Origin of the sequence: Spirillospora sp. NPDC046719, from assembly GCF_040645715.1 — a bacterium.
Taxonomy (GTDB): domain Bacteria; phylum Actinomycetota; class Actinomycetes; order Streptosporangiales; family Streptosporangiaceae; genus Spirillospora.
On sequence record NZ_JBEYYT010000023.1, the window covers coordinates 20,058 to 40,079 of the forward strand.

Here is a 20,022-nt window from a genome sequence, read left to right on the forward strand (position 1 = left end):
GATGCGGCGCTACGCGGCCTTGCGCCTCGCCCAGGCGGCCGGGGTGCTGTGGGCGGCCTACACGGTGTCGTTCCTGGTCCTCGACCTGCTGCCCGGCGACCCCGTCTCGGCGATGGCCGGGGCGGGCGCCGACCAGGCGGGCGTCGACCCCGCGCGGATCGCGCGGCTGAGGGCCGAGTACGGCTTCGACGACCCGATCCCGGTGCAGTACGTCCACTACCTCGGCCGGGCGCTGCGCGGCGACTTCGGCGACTCGGTGTCCAGCGGGCGGCCGGTGACGTCCGTCATCGGCGACGCGCTGCCGTCCACCCTCCAGCTCGTGGCCGCGGCTCTCGGGCTCGCCGTGCTGCTCGGCGGCGGCCTCGCGCTGGCCGCCACCTACACCTCCCGGCGGTGGCTGCGGCAGCTCCTGCTCTCGCTGCCGCCGCTCGGGGTGTCGGTCCCGACGTTCTGGGCCGGGCTGATGCTCGTCGAGATCTTCTCGTTCCGGGCGCGGCTGCTCCCCGCGTTCGGGAACGGCGGGCTGCGCGGCCTGATCCTGCCCGCCGTCACGCTGGCGATCCCCACCGGAGCCATCGTGGCGCAGGTGCTGGCCAAGAGCCTGCTGACCACCCTCGACGAGCCGTACGTCCAGACCGCCCGCGCCAAGGGCGCCGGACGGGCCCGCATCCACCTGCGGCACGCGCTGCGCAACGCGTCGCTGCCCGCGCTGACCGTCGTCGGCGTCCTCGTCGGGCAGCTCATGGCCAACTCCGTGGTGATCGAGACGGTGTTCTCCCGCAACGGCCTCGGCCGCGTCACCGCCGGCGCGGTCACCACCCAGGACATCCCGCTCGTGCAGGGCGTCGTGGTGTTCGGGTCGCTGGTCTTCGTCCTGGTCAACCTGATCGTCGACCTCGCCTACCCGCTGCTGGACCCGCGGATCTCCGCCGCGGGCGGCCGGCGCTGGAGCCCCGCATGAGCAGCACCCTCGACGCCCTCGGCGTCCTCGACGTCCCGGACGGGCCCCGCGAGCCCGAGCCGCCCCCGCGCCGCCGCGCCGGGACCGCCCGCACCGTCCGGTTCTTCCTGCGCCGGCCGGGGCTCGTCCTGTCCGTCCTCGTGATCGCGGCCGTGGTGCTGGCGTCGTTCTGGCCCGGCCTGTTCACCTCGCGGGACCCGCTGACCGGCGTGCCGGCGCAGGCGTTCCGGGCGCCCGGCACGGCGCACTGGTTCGGCACCGACGAGCTGGGCCGCGACCTGTACGCGCGGGTCGTGCACGGCGCGGCGCTGTCGCTCAAGGCGACGCTCATCGCGGTCGCGGTGTCGTTCGCCGCCGGCGGGCTGCTCGGCCTGCTCGCCGGGTTCGCGGGCCGCTGGATCGACGACGCGCTGATGCGGTTCGTCGACGTGCTGCTGTCGATCCCCGCGCTGTTCCTGTCGCTCGCGCTGGTCACCGCGCTCGGCTACGGGACGGTGAAGGTCGCCGTCGCGGTCGGCGTCGCCAGCGTCGCGACGTTCGCGCGGGTGATGCGGTCGGAGGTGCTGCGGGTCCGGCAGGCCGTGTTCGTGGAGGCGGCCCGGTCCTGCGGGACGCGCTGGTACGCGATCCTCGGCCGGCACGTCCTGCCGAACGCGATCGGGCCGGTGCTGGTGCTCGCGACGCTCGACTTCGGCACGGCGGTGCTCGCGGTGTCGTCGCTGAGCTTCCTCGGCTACGGCGCGGCGCCGCCCGCGCCGGAGTGGGGGACGCTGATCTCCGACGGCCGCAACTACCTCGCGAACGCCTGGTGGATGACGGCGCTGCCGGGCCTGACGATCGCCGCGACCGTGCTCGCCACGAACCGGATCGCGCGGGCGCTCGACGGCGAGTGGGGGCGGCGGTGACCGGCCCGCAGGAGACCGCCCCGCTGCTGGAGGTGGCGGGCCTGTCCGTCTCGTACCGGACCAGGACGGGCCGGGTGGAGGCCGTGCGCGGCGCCGACCTGGACGTCCGGCCCGGGGAGATCGTCGCGCTGGTGGGGGAGTCGGGCTCGGGCAAGAGCACCACCGCGCACGCCGTGCTGCGGCTGCTCGCCCCGAACGCCTCCCTCGACGCGGGGGCCGTCCGGTTCGCCGGACGCGACCTGGCGGCGCTGTCCGAGCGGGAGCTGCGCACCGTGCGCGGCGCCCGGATCGGGCTCGTCCCGCAGGACCCGGGCGTCGCGCTGAACCCGGTGAAGCGGATCGGCGAGCAGGTCGCGGAGGTGCTGCGGCTGCACGGGCTCGCCACCCGCCGGACGGCGCCGGCGGCGGCGGTCGAGGCGCTGGAGCGCGCGGGGATGCCGGAGCCGGAGGTGCGGGCGCGGCAGTACCCGCACGAGCTGTCCGGCGGCATGCGGCAGCGGGCGCTGATCGCCGTCGCGATCGCCGCCGGGCCGCGGCTGATCGTCGCGGACGAGCCGACCAGCGCCCTCGACGTCACCGTGCAGCGCCGCATCCTCGACCACCTCCAGCACCTGACCGAGGAGCTCGGCACCGCCGTGCTCCTCGTCACCCACGACCTCGGCGTGGCCGCCGACCGGGCCGCGCGGATCGCCGTCATGTCGCAGGGCCGCGTCGTCGAGTCGGGCCCGGCGCGGAAGATCATCGAGGACCCGCAGGACGCCTACACGCGCCGGCTTCTGCGCAGCGCGCCGAGCCTCACCGCCGTCCGCGCGCGCCCCCGGCCCGCCCCGCCGCCGGAGTCCGCCGAGCCGGAGGCGTCCGGCGAGGTGCTGGTCACCGCCGAGCACCTCGTCAAGGACTTCCCGCTGCCGCGCGGCCGGACCGTCCGCGCCGTCGACGACGTCGGCCTCACCCTGCACCGGGGCCGAACGCTCGCGCTGGTCGGCGAGTCGGGCTCGGGCAAGTCCACGACGGCCCGGATGATCCTGCGGCTCGTCCCGCCGACGTCCGGCCGGATCGTGTTCGACGGCGAGGACGTCACCGCCGCGGGGGGCGCGGCGCTGCGGCGGCTGCGGCGCCGGGCCCAGCTCGTCTACCAGAACCCGTACGCCTCGCTCGACCCGCGGTTCTCGATCGGCGAGGTGATCACCGAGCCGCTGCGGGCGTTCCGCGTCGGGGACCGGGCGTCCCGCACGGCCCGCGCCCGCGAGCTGCTCGACCGCGTCGCGCTCCCGGCCGCGACGCTGGAGCGCCGCCCCGCCGAGCTGTCGGGCGGGCAGCGGCAGCGGGTCGCGTTCGCCCGCGCGCTGGCTCTCGAACCCGACCTCGTCGTGTGCGACGAGCCCGTCTCGGCGCTGGACGTGTCCGTCCAGGCGCAGGTCCTCGACCTGCTCGCCGAACTCCAGGACGGCACGGGCCTGACCTACCTGTTCATCTCGCACGACCTCGCGGTCGTCCGGCAGATCGCGCACCGGGTCGCGGTCATGAAGGCCGGACGGATCGTCGAGACCGGCGAGACCGGCGCCATCTTCGGCGACCCGGCCCACGAGTACACCCGCGAACTGCTCGCCGCCATCCCCGGCGGGGACGCGCGCATCGGCGCCGCAGGCGCACGGCTGTTGGAGGAGCGGACATGACCGTACAGACCACGACGACCACCGGCACGGCGGAGGCGTTCGCGGAGGAGTGGCGCGCCTGGCACGCCGCGCAGGAGGCGCTGCTCGCCGACCCGCACGGCTTCCTCGCGATCACCGGCCTGCACTTCCTGGACGAGGAGCCGCGCCGCCTCCCCGGCGCGCCCGGCGCCTGGGCCACCGGCCCCGAGGGCGTGACCGTCGTCCTCGGCGACGGCGAGGAGCTGGTCGTGGACGGCGAGACCGTGCGCGGCGAGCACCGGTTCGGCGTGCTGCCCGAACGCGGCGGCGTCACCGCGATCTGGGGGGACGCGGCGATCGAGGTGGCCAAGCGCGGCGGGAACGACCTCGTCCGGCCCCGCCACCCCGACCATCCGCTGCGCACCGCGTTCCACGGCACCCCCGCCTTCCCGCCCGACCCGCGCTGGGCGGTGACCGGCCGCTACGTCCCGTTCGACGCGCCGCGCCCGACCACCGTCGGCGCCGCCGTCGAGGGGCTCCAGCACGTCTACGACGCGCCGGGCAGGATCGAGTTCGAGCTGGACGGCCGGTCTCTCGCGCTCACCGCGTTCAACGGCAAGGGGCCCGGCGAGCTGCTCGTCCTGTTCACCGACGCGACGTCCGGCGTCACCACCTACGCCGCGAACCGGGCGCTGTCCGTCGCGGCGCCCGCCGCCGACGGGACGGTGACGCTCGACTTCAACCGCGCGCACAACCTGCCGTGCGCGTACACCGAGTTCGCGACCTGCCCGCTGCCGCCCGCCGAGAACCGGCTGCCGGTCGCGGTGGAGGCGGGCGAGAAGATCCCCTACGAGCGCGCGGCGGGGCAGGGGGACCGGTCGTGAGCGTCGTCGTCCTGGTGGGGAACCCGCGTCCGAAGTCCCGGACGCTGCAGATCGCGCTCCAGGCCGCCGAGGCGGTCGCCGGACGCGCCGGGCACGCCGGAGAGCCGGACGTCGTCGACCTCTCGGACCTCGCGTCCGGGCTGCTCGGCGCCGCGCCGCCGCCCGAGGTGCAGGACGCGCTCGACCGCGTCGCGCGAGCGGACGTCCTGGTCGTCGCGAGCCCGACCTACAAGGCCACCTACACCGGCCTGCTGAAGGCGTTCCTCGACCGGCTGCCCGGCGGCGCGCTGGCGTCGACGGTCGCGCTGCCGCTGCTGGTGATGGGCGACCCGAAGCACTCGCTGGCCGTCGAGGTCCACCTGCGGCCGCTCCTAGTGGAGCTGGGCGCGACCGTCCCGACCCCCGGCCTGGCGTTCCTGGAGGCGCAGGTCCCGGACGCCGCCGAGGTGCTCGGCGCGTGGGCGGACCTCGTCGCCCCGCAGGTGTCCGCCGCCCTCGCGAGCATCACGGCGCCTCCGAACACGACCGCGGGGGCCCGCTGATGCCGGTCAAGCAGATCCACCTGGCGGCCCACTTCCCAGGCGTCAACAACACCACCGTGTGGACGGACCCCCGGTCGGCCAGCCAGATCGACTTCGGGTCGTTCGTCCACCTCGCCGAGACCGCCGAACGCGGCAAGTTCGACTTCTTCTTCCTCGCCGAGGGGCTGCGGCTGCGCGAGATGAAGGGGCGCATCCACGATCTCGACGTGGCGGGGCGGCCCGAGTCGCTGACCGTCCTGTCGGCGCTGGCGGCCGTCACCACCCGGCTCGGCCTCGCCGCCACCGTCAACTCCACCTTCAACGAGCCCTACGAGGTGGCGCGCCGGCTCGCCACCGTCGACCACCTCAGCGGGGGCCGCGCCGCCTGGAACGTCGTGACGAGCTGGGACGCGTTCACCGGCGAGAACTTCCGGCGCGGCGGGTACCTCGCCGAGGCCGACCGCTACGCCCGCGCCACCGAGTTCCTGCACACCGCCCGCGAGCTGTGGGACTCCTGGGCGGACGGCGACCTGGTCGCCGACCCGGCGGCGGGGGAGTTCGCCCGCCCCGGCGCGGGCGCGTTCGCGCACCGCGGCCCGCAGTTCGACATCGCCGGCCGGTTCAACGTGCCGCGCCCGCCGCAGGGCCACCCGGTGATCATCCAGGCGGGCGACTCGTACGAGGGCCGCGAGTTCGCCGCCGCCGACGCCGACGTCATCTTCAGCCGGCACGGCACCCTGGAGGACGGCCGGGCCTTCTACAAGGACGTCAAGAGCCGCCTCCCCCGGTACGGGCGGCGCCCCGACGACCTGAAGATCATGCCGGCGGTCACCTACGTGCTCGGCGACACCGAGGAGGACGCGGCCGAGCGCGCCGCCGAGATCCGCCGCGCGCAGGTCTCCCCGCAGAACGCCATCGCGTTCCTGGAGGGCTACTGGGGCCGGGACCTGTCGGCCTACGACCCCGACGGCCCGCTCCCCGACATCGAACCCGACCTCGGCGAGGGCGTCTCGAAGGGCCGCGCGCAGTTCCGCGGCGACCGCGCCGAGACCGTCCGCCGGTGGCGCGAGCTGGCCGCCGAGCGCGGCCTCAGCATCCGCGAGCTGGTCATCGAGGCCACCGCGCGGCAGACGTTCGTCGGCACGGCCCGCACGGTCGCCGACCGGATCGACGAGTTCGTGCAGACCGACGCCGCCGACGGCTTCGTGTTCGTCCCGCACCTGACCCCGGGCGGCCTCGACGACCTGGTGGAGCACGTCGTCCCGCTGCTGCAGGAGAAGGGCGTGTTCCGCGCCGACTACACCGGGCCCACGCTGCGCGACCACCTCGGTCTGCGGGTCCCGGGCGTCCACTCGACCCGATCCGGAAGGGAGGCGTCGTGACCGGCCTGCACCTGTCCGCCGCGCTCACCGACGCCGGCTGGCACCCCGCCGCCTGGCGCGACCCCGCCGCCCGCCCCGGCGCGCTGTTCACCGCCCGCTACTGGACGGACCTGGCCGCCGAGGCCGAGCGCGGGCTGCTCGACTTCCTCACCATCGAGGACTCGCTCGGGCTCCAGTCGTCCGACCCGACCGCGCCCGACGACCGGACCGACCAGGTCAGGGGCCGTCTCGACGCGGTGCTGACGGCCGCGCTGCTCGCGCCCGCCACGTCGCGGATCGGGCTCGTCCCGACGACGATCACCACGCACACCGAGCCGTTCCACGTGTCCATCGGCATCGCGTCGCTGGACTACGCGAGCCGGGGGCGCGCGGGCTGGCGGCCGCAGGTCGCGGGCGCGCGGCTCTCCGACGCCGCCCACTTCGGCCGCCGGACGTTCCCCGAGTTCGACCTGCCCTGGTTCGCGACCCCGGACGGGGCGGCGTTCAGCGCCGAGCTGTTCGGGGAGGCCGCCGACTTCGTCGAGGTGGTGCGGCGGCTCTGGGACAGCTGGGAGGACGACGCGGAGATCCGCGACGCCGCGACCGGCCGCTTCCTGGACCGCGACAAGCTGCACTACATCGACTTCGAGGGCCCCCACTTCAGCGTCCGCGGCCCCTCGATCACCCCGCGCCCGCCGCAGGGCCAGCCGCTCGTCACCGCCCTCGCGCACGACGTCGGCCCCTACGAGTTCGCCGCGCGCGGCGCCGACGTCGTCTACGTCACGCCGCACTCCCGGGCGGACGCCGTCACCATCATCGCCCAGGTCCGCGAGGCGGAACGGACGGTCGGCCGGGCCAGCGAACCCCTCAAGGTCTTCGCCGACCTCGTCGTGTTCCTCGACGAGGCGCCCGGCGCGGCGTTCGCCCGCAAGGCCCGCCTGGACGAGCTCGACGGCGCCGCCCTCGCCTCCGACGCCGAGATCTTCGCCGGCACCCCCGGCGAGCTGGCCGACCTGCTGCTCGACTGGCGCGACGCGGGCCTCGACGGGTTCCGGCTGCGGCCCGGCGTCCTCCCCCTCGACCTGGAGGGGATCACCCGGGGGCTCGTCCCGGTCCTGCAGGGGCGCGGCGCGTTCCGGACCGCGTACGACGCGGCGACGCTCCGCGGCCACCTCGGCCTGTCCCGTCCCGCCAACCGGTACGCGACCGCATGAAGTTCCTCGCGATCACCCTCATCGTGCACGCGCCCGACCCCCGCACGGGCGCCCTGAAGCCCGTCACCGAACGGCTCCGCGACGTCGTCGAGCACGCCGTCCTCGCCGAGGAGCTCGGCTTCGACGGCTTCGGCGTCGGCGAGCGGCACGAGCGGCCGTTCCTGTCGTCGTCGCCGCCCGTCGTGCTCAGCCACATCGCCGCCCGGACCTCGACGATCCGGCTGTTCACGGCCGTCACCACGCTCAGCCTCCTCGACCCCGTCCGCGCCTACGAGGACTACGCCACGCTGGACCACCTGTCCGGCGGGCGCCTCGAACTGATCATCGGCAAGGGCAACGGCACCGCGCAGGCCGCGCTGTTCGACGTCACCGCCGAGGACCAGTGGGACCGCAACCGCGAGGGCTACGAGCTGTTCCGCCGGCTGTGGCGGGAGGACGCCGTCACCTGGCGGGGCCGGCACCGCCCGCCGCTGGACGACGCCGAGGTGCTGCCCCGGCCGCTCCAGCGCCCCGTCCGCGTCTGGCACGGCAGCGCCACCAGCAAGGAGTCGGTCGAGCTGGCCGCCCGCTACGGCGACCCGCTGTTCTCCGCGAACGTCACCAACCCCGTCGAACCGTACGCCGAGCTGGTCTCCCACTACCGGGAGCGGTGGGCGCACCACGGCCACGACCCCGCCGACGCCCTGGTCGGCGCCGGAACGGCCGGGCTCTACGTCGCGCCGAGGTCCCAGGACGCCATCGAGGTGTACCGGCCGGTGTTCGAGGCGCGGCAGGAGCTGTTCCGCCGCAACGGCGTCACGCCCGTCTTCGACTCGATCGAGGACGCCGTCGCGCGCAGCTCCGCGCTCATCGGCAGCCCCCAGCAGATCATCGACAAGGTCCACCGCTACCACGACCGGCTCGGGCACGAGGTCATGCACGTCCAGGCCGATCCCGACGGGCTCCCCGAGGACCTGCACCGCGCGTCCCTGGAGCTGTTCCAGAGCGACGTCGCGCCCGTCCTGCGCAGGGAGATCCCGAGCCGGCCGTTCCCGCCCGCACCGATCCCGCCCGCACCGAACGCCCCCGCCACGACCGCCGCAGGGAGCCGCCCGTGACCCCCCTCTCCGTCCTCGACCTCGCGCCCATCCCCGCCGGCGGCACCGCGCGCGACGCCCTCCGCAACACCCTCGACCTGGCGCGCCGCACCGAGGCCGCCGGCTACCGCCGCTACTGGCTCGCCGAGCACCACCTCGCGCCCGGTGTCGCCAGCGCCGCGCCGCAGGTCCTCATCGAGGCGGTCGCGGCGGCCACGTCCCGGATCCGCGTCGGCTCCGGCGCGGTTCAGACCGGGCACTGGACGCCGCTGTCCATCGTCGAGCAGTTCGGCACGATCGACGCGCTGCACCCCGGCCGCATCGACCTCGGGCTCGGCCGCTCGGGGCAGCGCCGCGCCGAGGCCGCCGCCCGGCGCGCGGCGCCTCCGAAGCCCGCCCGCGAGGCCGAGGTGGTGGACGGGCTGCTCATCCCCGCGCCGTTCGACTTCACCCGGCTCGCCGCGTCCGCCGCGTTCGGGCTGCACGGCGCGCTGCTCCAGCAGCCGGGCGCCGAGTCCCCCGGCTTCGCCGGCGTCGTCGACGACATCGCCGCGCTGATCGCCGGCACCTACGCCAGGGACGGCCAGGAGGCGCACGCCACCCCCGGCGAGGGCGCCGACCTCGCCCTGTGGATCCTCGGCAGCAGCGGCGGCGAGAGCGCCCGCGTCGCGGGCGAGCGCGGGCTGCCGTTCGCGGCGAACTACCACGTCAGCCCGTCCAACGTGCTGGAGGCCGTCGAGGCGTACCGGGCCGCGTTCCGGCCGTCGGACGTGCTGGACGAGCCGTACGTCATCGTGTCCGCCGACGCGGTGGTGGCGCCGACCGACGAGGAGGCCCGGGAGCTGGCGTCGCCGTACGCGCTGTGGGTGCACAGCATCCGGTCCCGGCTCGCGGCGATCCCGTTCCCCACCCCGGCGCAGGCCGCCGCGCACGAGTGGCGGCCCGAGGACCTCGACCTGGTCGCCGACCGCGTCGACACCCAGTTCGCCGGGGCGCCCGGCACGGTCGTGGACGGCCTCGCGACCCTCCAGCGCGTCACCGGCGCCGACGAGCTGCTCATCACGACGATCACCCACGACCACGCCGATCGCGTCCGCTCCTACGAGCTGCTCGCCGCGGCCTGGGAACGCGCGGCGTCCCCGGTCACCGCGCCCCCGGTCACCGTCCCGCGCCAGGCCCGCCGATGACGGCGCCCGGCGCCGTCACGTCTGCCAGTGGCCGACCAGTTCGGCGTAGAGGGGGCTGAGGGCGAGCAGGGTCTCGTGCGTGCCGAGCTGCGGGGCCGAGCCGTCCAGCAGCAGGACGCGCTGGGCCCGCTGCGCGGAGCTGATGCGGTGCGCGATGACGATGAGCGTGCCGCCGCGCGCGGCCAGCGCCCGCTCCGCGCGGGCCTCGGCGGCGGGGTGCAGGTGGCAGGTCGCCTCGTCGAGGATCGTCACGGGCGCCGCGGACAGGTACGCGCGGACGAGCGTGACGAGCTGGCGTTCCCCCTGCGACAGCGACCCGCCGCCGGGCGGGACGGCGGCGTCGTAGCCGCCGAGCCGCTCCACCGTCCCGGCCAGGCCGACGGCGTCCACGGCCTCGTCGATGTCGGCGGTGGCGGCGTCGGGGCGCAGGTACGCGAGGTTCTCCCGCAGCGTCCCGGCGAACACGTAGCTCTCCTGCGGGACGAGCGCGACGGCCGACCGGAGCTGCGCCTCGTCCAGCTCGGGCAGCGGCACCTTGCCGAGCGTGACGCCTCCCCGCTGGGGCCGGACGAGCCCGGCGAGGACGTCCGCGAGCGTCGACTTGCCCGTCCCGCTCGGCCCGACCACGGCCAGATGGGTGCCCTCCGGGATGGACAGGGACAGGTCGGCGAGGACCGGCGCGGCCTCGGCCGAGTACGCGAACGTCACGTTCTCGGCCTCCAGGTCGTAGGACGTAGCGGTCGCCGGCGCCGCGAAGCGGGGCGCGCGGGCCGGTTCCGCGCACACCTCGGCGAGCCTGCCGAGGACCACGGCCAGGCTGAGCAGCAGCGTCCCGCCGGCGTCGACCAGCAGCACCATCGCGGGCTGGAGCCCGGTGACCAGGTAGCTCACCCCGCCCGCCACCTGTCCGGTGGTGAGCCGGTGCTCCTCGACGAGCCGCGGCGACAGGGCGAGCAGCGCGAGCAGCGGCACGTGCACCCCGAGCGCCAGCACGGGCAGCCGGACGAGCCGGGACCGGGCGAACGCCCGCAGCGCCCCGGCCTGCGCGTCGACCGCCTCGCCGACGGTCCGGGCGGCGCGCGGCTCGGCCGCGCACGCCACCACGTCCCGGACGCCCTGGACGATCTCGGTCGCCGTCTCGCCGATGCGCTCCGCGTCCCGCACGACGGTGCGGTAGCGGCGGACCTGGACCCCGAGCAGCGCGCCGAACAGCGCCAGCGCGAGCGTCACGGACACGGCGGCGGTGAGGGCGGGCAGCGGGGCGAGCAGGGTCAGCCCGAGCAGCGCGGCGATCCCGGCCGCGAGCATCTGCCGGACGTTGCGCAGCGCCGTCCCGAGCAGCGCCCGGACGGCCTCCGCCTGCTCGGTGACCTGCGAGATCCCCGCACCGGCGCCTCCGGACGCGGACACGGGGCCGGCCGCCCGGTCGATCGTGCGGCGCAGCGCGCCGGTGACGACCGCGCCGACGAGGGAGTCGCGGAGGGGCTCGACGGTGGCGGCGAGCCAGGGGTAGATCCGCCGCGTGCCGAGCGCGCCGACCGCCTGGAGGACCGCGAGGGCGGCCAGCCAGCCGAGCCCGGTCAGCGGGCGGCGGGCGAGGAAGCCGTCGTCGATCGCGCGGGCGAGCAGCAGGCCGGACGCGAACGACGGCAGGCTCTCGACCGCCGACCACAGGGCCAGGCGCCGCATCGCGGGCCACTGCCCGCGCAGGTGGCGGCGCAGCAGCCGGGCGGCGGGCGCGGCGGTCACAGGGCGGGCCCCGGTGCGGCGGCGTACGGCGCCGGTTCGCCGGGCGGTTCGCCGGGCTCGGCGGCGAACACGGCCCGGTACCGGGGGTCGGCCCACAGCTCGCCGTGCGGAGCGAGCGCGCGGACCCGGCCCGCGTCGAGCCAGGCGACGAGATCCGCGCGGGCCGCCGTCGCGGGACGCCGCGCCACCACCAGGCTGGTGCGCCCCGCGAGGACCTCCCGCAGCGCCCGCGTCACCCGCATCTCCGTCGCGGTGTCGAGGCTGCTCGTGGCGTCGTCGAGGACGAGCAGCCGCGCGTCCGCCAGCGCCGCGCGGGCCAGCCCCAGCCGCTGCAGCTCGCCGCCCGACATCGGCGCCTCGGCGAGCGGGGTGTCGTACCCGGCCGGCAGCGCCCGGACGAACCCGTCGGCCGCCGCGGTCCGCGCCGCGCGGCGCACCTCGGCGCGGGTGGCGCCCGGCCGCGCGTAGGCGATCATGTCGTGCACGGTCGCGCCGAGCGGCGCGGGACGCTCGAAGGCGTACGCGACGGCCCGCCGCAGCTCCGGGAGCGCGACGTCCGCGACGTCCACGCCGTCGAGCTCGACGCGGCCCTCGTCCGGGTCGGCGAGCCGCGCGACCGTCGCCACCAGCACGCTCTTGCCCGACCCGGACGTCCCGACGACCGCGACGGCGGTCCGCGGCGGCACCGCGAGATCGAGGCGGTCGAGCACCGTCCGGCCGTCGACCCGGACGGTGACCCCGCGCAGCCGCAGCGCGCCGGGACCGTCCGGCAGCGGGACGGGCCGCTCCGGCGGCCGGACGGCCGGGTCCGCGTCGAGGATCTCCGCGACGCGCCCGGCGGCGACCTCGCAGTTCAGCAGCGCGACGAAGGTGTCGAAGAGCGCCGCCGCACCGACCGCCATCGACGTGTACGACGCGGCGGCGACCAGCTCCCCGGCCGTGACGTCGCCGCTCGCGAGGCGGACCCCGGCGACACCGACCACCATGATCTGCAGCAGCGGCGCGAGCAGCGCGAGCCGCCAGCCCACCTGCCCCTGCGCGTCCCAGGTCAGGCGCCCGGCCGCCCCCAGCAGCGGGAGCGGCCGCAGGATCCGCCGGACCTCGCGGGCGGCGGTGCCGGAGGCCCGGATGGTGCGGGCGCCCTGCCGGGCGTCGAGCAGCCGCGTGCCGATCTCCGCCTGGTGGCGCTGGTAGTCGGCGAACGGCGCGCCCGCCTTCGCGACGAACATCCGCAGCGCGAGGACGGCCGGCGGCGTCCCGAGGGCGAAGACCAGCGCGAGCGTCCAGTCGATGAGGCCGAGGGCGACGACCGCGCCGGCCGTGGTCGCCAGCACCGCCGCGCCGGACAGCAGCAGCGTCGGGAACACGGCCGGGCCGCCCGCGCTCTCGGTGAGCCGGGACAGCACGTCCCCGGCGGGGAAGCGGCGCCGTCCGGGCACGCCCAGCTCCAGGACCCGCCCGACGAGGCGGTGCCGGAGCCACGCGGTGATGCGGCTGCCGCAGTAGGTGCCCGCCAGCTCCTCGGCGGCGTCGGCGAGGGCGGCGGTGAGCAGCACGGCGGCGAGCCCGGCGACGGCGGCGCCGAGGCCCCGGCCGGAGCGGACGGCGTCGATCGCCCGGCCGAGCATGACCGGCGTCGCGAGCATCGCCGCGACGCGGACCGCCGTGACGGCCGCCAGCAGGACGAGTGGTCCCCGGAAGCGGCGCGCCGCCGCGCGCAGCAGCCGCCTCCCGTCCCGGCGCAGCGCGGCGGGCGCGGCGGGGGATCCGGCGAGAGGCTGGGGTCCGCCACCCGCGGCGGACTCGGGATCGGGATCGGGCACTCTCGTCGGCTCCGTTCGCGTTCGGCGGCCGTCGGGTTACAGTGGAAAGTGGGTCCGGTCACGGACCGGCCTCTCGGCCGGCCCGTGACCGGTGTCTGCGGACGGGGGTCACCTCAGGCGCCCCGGCCCGCGGTAGGGATCGGCATCACGCGCAGGAGATGCCGATGCACACGGAGTTCAGCAGGGTCAGCAGGCCGACGCAGGCGCACGTGCCGCTGAGCTGAACGCCCTCGATCTCGATCGGGTCGGTCTCGGGCAGCTCCTGAAGCTCCGCCACGAGGTCACCCTCGAAGATGTTCTCCATTCTGTTCACCTCCCTCCGTTCGTCGTCGCCGAGATCCGCTCCGCCGCGAGGCAGAAGCGGACCACCGCCGTCCGGAGGACCGGGGACCATGCCTGGACGACGGCGGTGTGCCCGTCGTCGACCTCGATGTAGTCGAGGCCGGCCCCTTCGGTCCTGCCGAGTTCGAGGAGGCGCCGCCGCAGCGCCCGGGAGTGCGCGACGGGGATGACCTCGTCGCGGGTCCCGTGCGCCAGCAGCAGCGGCGCCGTGAGCGCGGCGCACGCGCGCAGGACGTCGCGTCCCGCGCCGGGCGCGTCGCCGCCCTGTCCCGTACCGCCCTGTTCCGTGGAGGCGGGTTCCGTGGAGGCGGGTCCGGTGCCGCCGCCGGTTCGGGTGAGCCGCGCGACCCGGTCCCGGACGGGGGCGGGCGCGTCGCGGTACAGGCCGTCCGCGGAGGTGAACGGCGCGAGCGCCGCGCACCCCGACCACAGGTCCGGGCTGTGGCAGGCGGCCAGCAGCGCGAGGTACGCGCCGTAGCTGCCGCCGAGCACGACCGGCTCCGGCAGCCCCGCGTCCCGCCGCGGCAGGGCGATGCCGCGCGCCAGGTGGACGACGTCCTCCAGGTCGGGGCCGCCCCAGTCGCCGATCACCGCGCGCAGGTGGCGCGCGCCGTAGCCGGTGCTGCCGCGCTGGTTGGGCGCCACCACCGCGATGCCGGCGGCGGCGAGGTGCTGGAACAGCGGGTCGAACTCGAACCGCCACGCCGACAGCGGGCCGCCGTGCAGCGCCAGCACCAGGTGCCGCCGCTCGCGCCAGCGGGGACCGCCGTAGACGATCGCCTCGATCGGCCCCGCCGGGCCCGCCAGCTCGACCAGCTCGGCGTTCCGCCAGTCCGCCGCGACGTCGGGCGCCCGCCGCACCGGCGTCCAGCCCGCGAGCGGCGGCCGGTGCGCCGTCGCCAGCGTCGGCGGCAGGTGCGGCGCCGAGAACCGCAGGTGGATGCGGTCGCCCGTCCACGAGGCGGGCGGCCCCGCCGTCCCGGGCGGGACGGCCACCGGCGTGAGCCGGTCGTCCTCCCGGGTGTGCACGAGGAGCCGCGACACGGCGCCCGACACCTCGCTCACCAGCAGGTGCGCGCCGGTGTCGTCGAAGGTCAGCGGGACCATGCCGCCGCCGGGCCGGTTGAGCGCCGCCGGGAACCGGACGCGCCCGCCGCCGGGCGACCACAGCCCGATCCGCAGGGAGCCGGTCCACTCGGCGCCGGGAAGGCCGGTGGTCACCGCGAGCGTCCCCGAGCGGCGGTCGCGGGCGACGATCCGGTCCGCCGTCGCGGCGGCCACCGACCAGACCCGCCGCCAGGAGCGTTCGCGCAGGTCGACGGCTATCCCGTCGGCGCGGTGGTCCGCGGTCGCCTGGTCGAGGGCCAGCGTGCGCCCGTCGTCGAGCCAGACGCCCCCCGACAGCGTGCCGGGGACGGCCATGACCGGTTCGAGCCGGCCGGCGGCGAGCGACAGCTCCCAGATCCGCGACCGGTGCTCGTCCTCCACGGTCACGAGGACGACGGTCTGCGGGGCGCCCGGGCTCGCCAGCGCGTACCCGGCGAGCATCGACGGGATCCACCAGGACCGCCCGACGGTCGTGCCGCCGTGCCCGGCCTGCGCCGCGACCACCGTCCCGTGCCCGGAGGGCGCCCCGTGGGCGTCGACCTCGGGACGGACGACGAGGAGGCGGCCGTCGTCCAGCGGCAGCGGGCGGCTGTGCCGGTCGACGGGCTCCCGGCGGTCCGGTCCGGAGGCGACGGTCCCGCCGCCGAACACCCGCCGGGACGGCACGGCGCGGGCGAGGTTCCACCGCTCCAGCGTCACGTGGTCGCCGACGGCGCTCAGGCAGGCGGCCCACCGGCCGCCGGCGGAGAAGGCGAGGCCGAACCGGGTCGGGATCTCCGGCAGCGCGGGCACGGCCGGGTCGGCCGCGCCGCCCGCGGTGCCGTTCACGGCGCCGTTCGCGGTGCCGCCCGTGGTGCCGTTCGCGGTGGCGTTCACGGGGCGGACCCCCGCACGGCCGTGCCGGCCACCGCGTCCTCGGCCGCGCCCGGCGCGCCCGCGCCGTCGGCCATCCAGAGCCGTTCCGCGCCGTACCGCAGCCGGACCAGGAACGCCAGCACCCCGCTCAGCCCCTCGCCCCAGCTCATCGAGACGTCGCCGCGCTCGTCGGGCAGGACGATCCGGCCGTCGCGGTGCGCGCGGTTGGCGATGATGATCCGGGCGAGCCGCCAGGCGGCGGCCCGGTGCCGGGCGTCGCCGGTGATGTCGGCCATGTCGAGCAGGAAGTCGCCGTTGCCCGCCAGGCCGTGGCACTGCCCGAGCACCGCGCGCCAGGACTGGTCGGTCACCGCGCCGGCGGACAGGTCGGCCGCGCGCAGGAACCGCGCCTCGCCGGTCGCGGCGCCGAGCCGGACGAGGAACGTCCCGATCCCGGACGCGCCATGGCACCAGTACGGCGCGGTGGGCGGGTCGCCGGTCCCGGCGCCCCACATCGCCGAGCGCGGCGTGATGACCGCCGCGTCCAGCAGGCTGTCCCCGACCCGGACGGCCAGCTCCCGGTGCTCGTCGCGCCCGGTCGCCTCGGCGCAGGCGAGCAGGAAGTACCCGACGCCCGCGATGCCGTGCGCGAACCCGTAGTACGACTTGCCCGCCAGCTTCGACTCCACGTGGGCGGGCGTCCGCCAGACGAGCCCGTCCGGGCCCTCCTCGACCGAGGCGGCCAGCGCGTCGGCGGCGGCCAGGGCGCGCTCGGCGAACAGCGGCCGGCCGGTCCGGGCCCACAGGTGCAGCGCGGTCAGGCCGATGCCCGCGGTGCCGTGGGTGACGTCGGGCCCGGGGGCGGTGGCGGGGAGCGCCTCCGCCAGCGCGACCGCCTCCTCGGCCAGGTCCTCGTCGCCGAGCGCCAGGCCCGCGTCGAGCAGCGCCCACGCGACGCCGGCCGTCCCGAAATACAGGCCGGACGGCCGCCGGGTGCCGTCCCGCAGGCGGTCCAGCATCCAGCGCGACGCCGTGGCGGACGCGTCCGGGAGGCGCGGATCGTCGGTGTGCCGCATGTACCGCACCAGCGCGCCCATGCATCCGGCGGCGCCGTGCTGGACGCTGCACGGGTCGGGCGCGCCGTGCACGCAGGACATCGGCCACAGCGCCTGCGGCGACTCCGGTTCCATGGCCGCGAGCAGCCGGCCGGTGAGGCCCCTGACGGCCTGCTCGCACGCCTCCCGCAGCCACTCGGGCGCGGCCTCGCCGAGGTCGGCGTCCTCGTCGGCGGCGTACCCGTCGGCGGTGTGCCCATCGGTGATGGGCCCGCGGTCGGTCCCGGCGCGCCGGGCCTGGGGCGGGACGGGGGTCGGCGCGCACGAGGCCAGGACGGAGCGGGCCCGCGCCGGCGTGCAGCGGCGTCCGGGGTCGTCCGCCATCAGCTCCACGAGCACCGCCCGCAGGGACTCGGGCAGGTCCAGGCCCTGGGTGCGGGCCGCCAGCCACTCGGTGAGCCGCTGCGTCAGCGGCCGGGGCCGCGGGTGCTCCTCCAGGAAGTAGGGCGGGCCGCCGGTGAGGACGTAGCACAGCGTCGCGCCGAGGCTGTAGTAGTCCGCCGTCGGGTGGGGCGGCGCGCCCTCGAACTGCTCCGGCGAGCTGAAGGCGGGGGTTCCCGCGCGCAGCGGCACGTCCTCGCCGCCGCCGGCCGCCGCGGCCAGCTCGAGGTCGATCAGCACCGGCGCGCCGTCCGGCCGCACCATGACGTTGTTGGGATTGAAGTCGCGCAGGACGAGCCCGGCGGCGTGCGCCTCGATCATCAGGTCGGCCAGCCGGCGCGCCATGTCGAGCGCCGGAGCGAGGTGCGGGCCCCAGCCGGCCTCGCGGATGGAATCGGCCGTCCATTCCCGCAGCGGCGTTCCCGGAATCATCTCCTGCGCGAGGAAGAGGTGCCCGTTCTGGGTGAACAACCCGGCCGAGCGGGGCGCGATTCTCCGGTCCTGAATCCGTTCCAGGGCGCGGGCCTCCGCGCGCAGCCGGTCCCGGGTGTCGCGGCCCTCCATATCGGCGGCGACATGCGGACGTGCTTCCTTGAGCACAATCGCGTCACCGCTGCGGACGTCCACGGCACGGTAAACTCCACCCTTGTTGGTGTGGCGGATCGCGTTCTTGACCGCGAAGCGCCCGCCGATGACGATGTCCTTTCGGGAACCGCCTTCCGGGCGGGTGACCCGCATGCCGTTGTCAGGAAAGGGACAGGTCACCCAAGGGGGAGGTGTGTAGCGGCCGATGCGCCGATCCTCGACCGGATTCCCGTCGGGATCGATGATCATCCAGGCGTAGAATCCGTCATTGGTGAGACGCCGGTCCTCGGTGAAAGCGCCGTAGCGGTAATGGACGAGGCTGTCCGCCGCGTAGGGCCGGTCGGAAAGGATGCGCGGGCCCGGCAGGCCGGCCGTCGCGTCGTGCAGCGCGGCGGCGAGCCGGACGGCCTCGTCATCACTTTCGGGATAGACCGTGACGAACTTGCCCGAATGACCGCGCGGCGTGTTGCGCGCGTTGAGCGCCGCGACGTAGTCGGTCGTGGCGGCGAACTTGAACACCGAGCCGGCCTGGAGGAGGACCTCCAGACATCGCCCGAGGATCTCGGATGCCGCCGCCGGGGTGGCCGTGACGTGCAGTTTCCAGCCCTGCGGGCGGCGGGGCGCCCCGTCGGGGACGACGGTGCACCACATGCCGGCCCGGCCGGTGCGCCACCGCTCCGGGGCGGGCGCCCGACCGATCGCCGCCGTGAGGAGATCGGTGAGAGCCGTGTCCTCGTCCGCCGCCTCCGGGGCAGCCGAGAAGACACTGAAATTGAAATCCACCATGAGGATCTCCGCTCTCATTGCGCGTTTCGAGTGCCGCCCTACGCGCGCAAAGATCGAATGCCGCCTTGATCGGGTTCGCCTCTCCCGGTGCCGGCCGGAACTTCTCGGCGAACGGGAACACGTTAACCACGGACCCGGCGAGAAATCCAGAGGGGCGAATAACAAATCATCCCTACCGGATTGGTAGGGAACATTCTTCGGCCGCATTAATGGCTGTGCCGGGTGTGACCGCTGTGACGCAGGAGGCGGTAACTGACCGCAAGAGGAGCCCTTCAGGGGGTTGACCGGGGCCATGGCACACTTCGATCTCGACAGGACAGTTATGATCGAGTTGCTGTCCGCATTCGGCCGCGCGATCTACAAAAGCGCAGCTAGGCGGGCTCTTTAGCGCACCACCGCGGGCCTTTTAGCGCACCATCGCGCGGCGCGAGGCGATCGTTTTCCGCCGGCCGGTGGGCCGAATGCAGTTCTGTTGTCCTAATTTATCCGTATTGTCGGCCTAGATCGGGAGATGCACGCCGCAGGCCGCCCCCCATTCCGGCCGCCCCGTTCACCTTTCGCGGCGTCGGAGGGCTGACGGAAAGAAGGATGGACCGCGCCAGGAAAAAGGATCCGCTGCGCTGCTCCGTGAACCGGCGGCGCGACCGCCTCCCGGGACGGCCGGACGCGGCCTCGTCGAAGCGGCCGGGGCCGCCTCGTGTCGGGCCGCGTGCGTGTCGAGTACCTCGCGAACCTTCGGGACGTCCCGGTAAGGCTCCAGGCCGGGGTAATGTGCGATCTTCATGGCGTACGGAATCATCTTGCTGCCGACGGATGCCAGCCCTCTGACACGGCAGTCCGCCGCAATCGCCCGACTCGCCGACCCGATCATGCAATTGGGCGCCGACGCACCGCCCCATGTCAGCGTGGTGCACGCGGATGTCTCGGCGGAGACGGCCATGGCCCTGTGGACCGATCTCACGGCTCAGCGCCGACTGGACTTCGCGCTGCAGTTCACCGGTCTGATGTTCGCTCCGATCGCTTCAGGTGACCAATACGTTCCGGAGGGCGGCGTCTACTGCGGGCTTGAGTGCGCACGCTCCGCAGCGCTGCTCGAACTCCACGAAGAGGCGCGTTCCTGGCTGGACGCCGCCCAAGCGCCGATGCTCAGCCCGTCCGGGGTGCGGTTCCGCCCGCATGTGACCCTTGGTGTGTTGCGTACCGCGCCGAACGGCGCCATCCCGCTGCCTGACCGACTGTTCGCCACCGACATGCGTTTTCGCCCGGCGCTGGGCCGTCTCGGTCCTTACGGCACCTTTCCGGAGATGGTGGCAACCGTTTAGCCCGACGGGCCGGCGCCGGAGGACGTGTATGTGGCCTCGCGGACCAATGAAGGCGCTGCTGGCGGCGCCGGACGTCGGACGTTCATCTCGCGGGCATCGCGTCCGTGAAGAGGCGCCGGCCCAGTGCGTGATGACGGCGGTCGTTCCCGCTCACCGCTGCGAGGCAGTGCCGTGCGGGCAGATGCGAGTAACTCGCTACTGCGAGGAGTTTGCA

General features: G+C 75.5%; 15 protein-coding genes. 10 read left to right on the plus strand and 5 right to left on the minus strand.

Going from position 1 to position 20,022, the window contains the following annotated elements:
* The first annotated feature begins 1 nt into the window (after position 1).
* Genes ABZ914_RS06720 through ABZ914_RS06760 form a run of 9 tightly spaced genes read left to right on the plus strand, consistent with a single transcriptional unit; the run spans position 2 to position 9,743 of the window.
* Positions 2 to 961 (plus strand): ABC transporter permease, encoded by a 960-nt coding sequence (locus ABZ914_RS06720; protein WP_500192098.1) that lies wholly within the window; start codon positions 2 to 4, stop codon positions 959 to 961.
* Positions 958 to 1,866: an ABC transporter permease gene (locus ABZ914_RS06725; RefSeq protein ID WP_500192099.1), complete on the plus strand. Its 909-nt coding sequence runs from the start codon at positions 958 to 960 to the stop codon at positions 1,864 to 1,866. The genes ABZ914_RS06720 and ABZ914_RS06725 overlap by 4 nt, the downstream gene beginning before the upstream one ends.
* Entirely contained in the window at positions 1,863 to 3,542 is a 1,680-nt protein-coding gene (locus ABZ914_RS06730) for a dipeptide ABC transporter ATP-binding protein (RefSeq protein WP_500192100.1), read from the plus strand. Before ABZ914_RS06725 ends, ABZ914_RS06730 begins: the two co-directional genes overlap by 4 nt.
* Positions 3,539 to 4,384: a DUF1684 domain-containing protein gene (locus ABZ914_RS06735; protein ID WP_500192101.1), complete on the plus strand. Its 846-nt coding sequence runs from the start codon at positions 3,539 to 3,541 to the stop codon at positions 4,382 to 4,384. The genes ABZ914_RS06730 and ABZ914_RS06735 overlap by 4 nt, the downstream gene beginning before the upstream one ends.
* Positions 4,381 to 4,926, plus strand: a complete 546-nt coding sequence (locus ABZ914_RS06740; protein WP_500192102.1) for an NADPH-dependent FMN reductase — start codon at positions 4,381 to 4,383, stop codon at positions 4,924 to 4,926. The genes ABZ914_RS06735 and ABZ914_RS06740 overlap by 4 nt, the downstream gene beginning before the upstream one ends.
* Positions 4,926 to 6,287, plus strand: coding sequence for an NtaA/DmoA family FMN-dependent monooxygenase (locus ABZ914_RS06745; RefSeq protein WP_500192103.1), 1,362 nt, complete (start codon positions 4,926 to 4,928; stop codon positions 6,285 to 6,287). Before ABZ914_RS06740 ends, ABZ914_RS06745 begins: the two co-directional genes overlap by 1 nt.
* A complete protein-coding gene (locus ABZ914_RS06750) occupies positions 6,284 to 7,480 on the plus strand; it encodes an LLM class flavin-dependent oxidoreductase (protein WP_500192104.1) in 1,197 nt (398 codons plus the stop codon). Before ABZ914_RS06745 ends, ABZ914_RS06750 begins: the two co-directional genes overlap by 4 nt.
* The gene (locus ABZ914_RS06755) at positions 7,477 to 8,577 is read left to right on the plus strand and encodes an LLM class flavin-dependent oxidoreductase (protein WP_500192105.1); all 1,101 of its coding nucleotides are present in this window, start codon (positions 7,477 to 7,479) and stop codon (positions 8,575 to 8,577) included. Before ABZ914_RS06750 ends, ABZ914_RS06755 begins: the two co-directional genes overlap by 4 nt.
* Positions 8,574 to 9,743: an MsnO8 family LLM class oxidoreductase gene (locus ABZ914_RS06760; protein ID WP_500192106.1), complete on the plus strand. Its 1,170-nt coding sequence runs from the start codon at positions 8,574 to 8,576 to the stop codon at positions 9,741 to 9,743. The genes ABZ914_RS06755 and ABZ914_RS06760 overlap by 4 nt, the downstream gene beginning before the upstream one ends.
* Before the next feature lie 15 nt (positions 9,744 to 9,758).
* On the opposite strand, the gene ABZ914_RS06765 is transcribed toward ABZ914_RS06760, so the two are convergent.
* The 5 genes from ABZ914_RS06765 to lanL all read right to left on the minus strand — a co-directional run bounded on the left by ABZ914_RS06765 (position 9,759) and on the right by lanL (position 18,486).
* Complete coding sequence (locus tag ABZ914_RS06765) at positions 9,759 to 11,492, minus strand: ATP-binding cassette domain-containing protein (RefSeq protein ID WP_500192107.1); 1,734 nt, start codon at positions 11,490 to 11,492, stop codon at positions 9,759 to 9,761.
* Positions 11,489 to 13,315 carry an ATP-binding cassette domain-containing protein gene (locus ABZ914_RS06770; RefSeq protein ID WP_500192108.1) on the minus strand — a complete coding sequence of 609 codons (1,827 nt, stop codon included), beginning with the start codon at positions 13,313 to 13,315 and terminating at the stop codon, positions 11,489 to 11,491. Before ABZ914_RS06770 ends, ABZ914_RS06765 begins: the two co-directional genes overlap by 4 nt.
* Positions 13,316 to 13,460: 145 nt before the next feature.
* The gene (locus ABZ914_RS06775; RefSeq protein ID WP_190855574.1) at positions 13,461 to 13,619 is read right to left on the minus strand and encodes a VenA family class IV lanthipeptide; all 159 of its coding nucleotides are present in this window, start codon (positions 13,617 to 13,619) and stop codon (positions 13,461 to 13,463) included.
* Positions 13,620 to 13,624: 5 nt separating this feature from the next.
* Positions 13,625 to 15,640 carry a S9 family peptidase gene (locus tag ABZ914_RS06780; protein ID WP_500192109.1) on the minus strand — a complete coding sequence of 672 codons (2,016 nt, stop codon included), beginning with the start codon at positions 15,638 to 15,640 and terminating at the stop codon, positions 13,625 to 13,627.
* Entirely contained in the window at positions 15,637 to 18,486 is a 2,850-nt protein-coding gene (lanL, locus tag ABZ914_RS06785) for a class IV lanthionine synthetase LanL (protein WP_500192110.1), read from the minus strand. Before lanL ends, ABZ914_RS06780 begins: the two co-directional genes overlap by 4 nt.
* A 782-nt stretch (positions 18,487 to 19,268) precedes the next feature.
* Between lanL and ABZ914_RS06790 the strand changes: the two genes are divergently transcribed.
* The gene (locus tag ABZ914_RS06790) at positions 19,269 to 19,808 is read left to right on the plus strand and encodes a 2'-5' RNA ligase family protein (RefSeq protein ID WP_500192111.1); all 540 of its coding nucleotides are present in this window, start codon (positions 19,269 to 19,271) and stop codon (positions 19,806 to 19,808) included.
* Positions 19,809 to 20,022 lie beyond the last annotated feature (214 nt).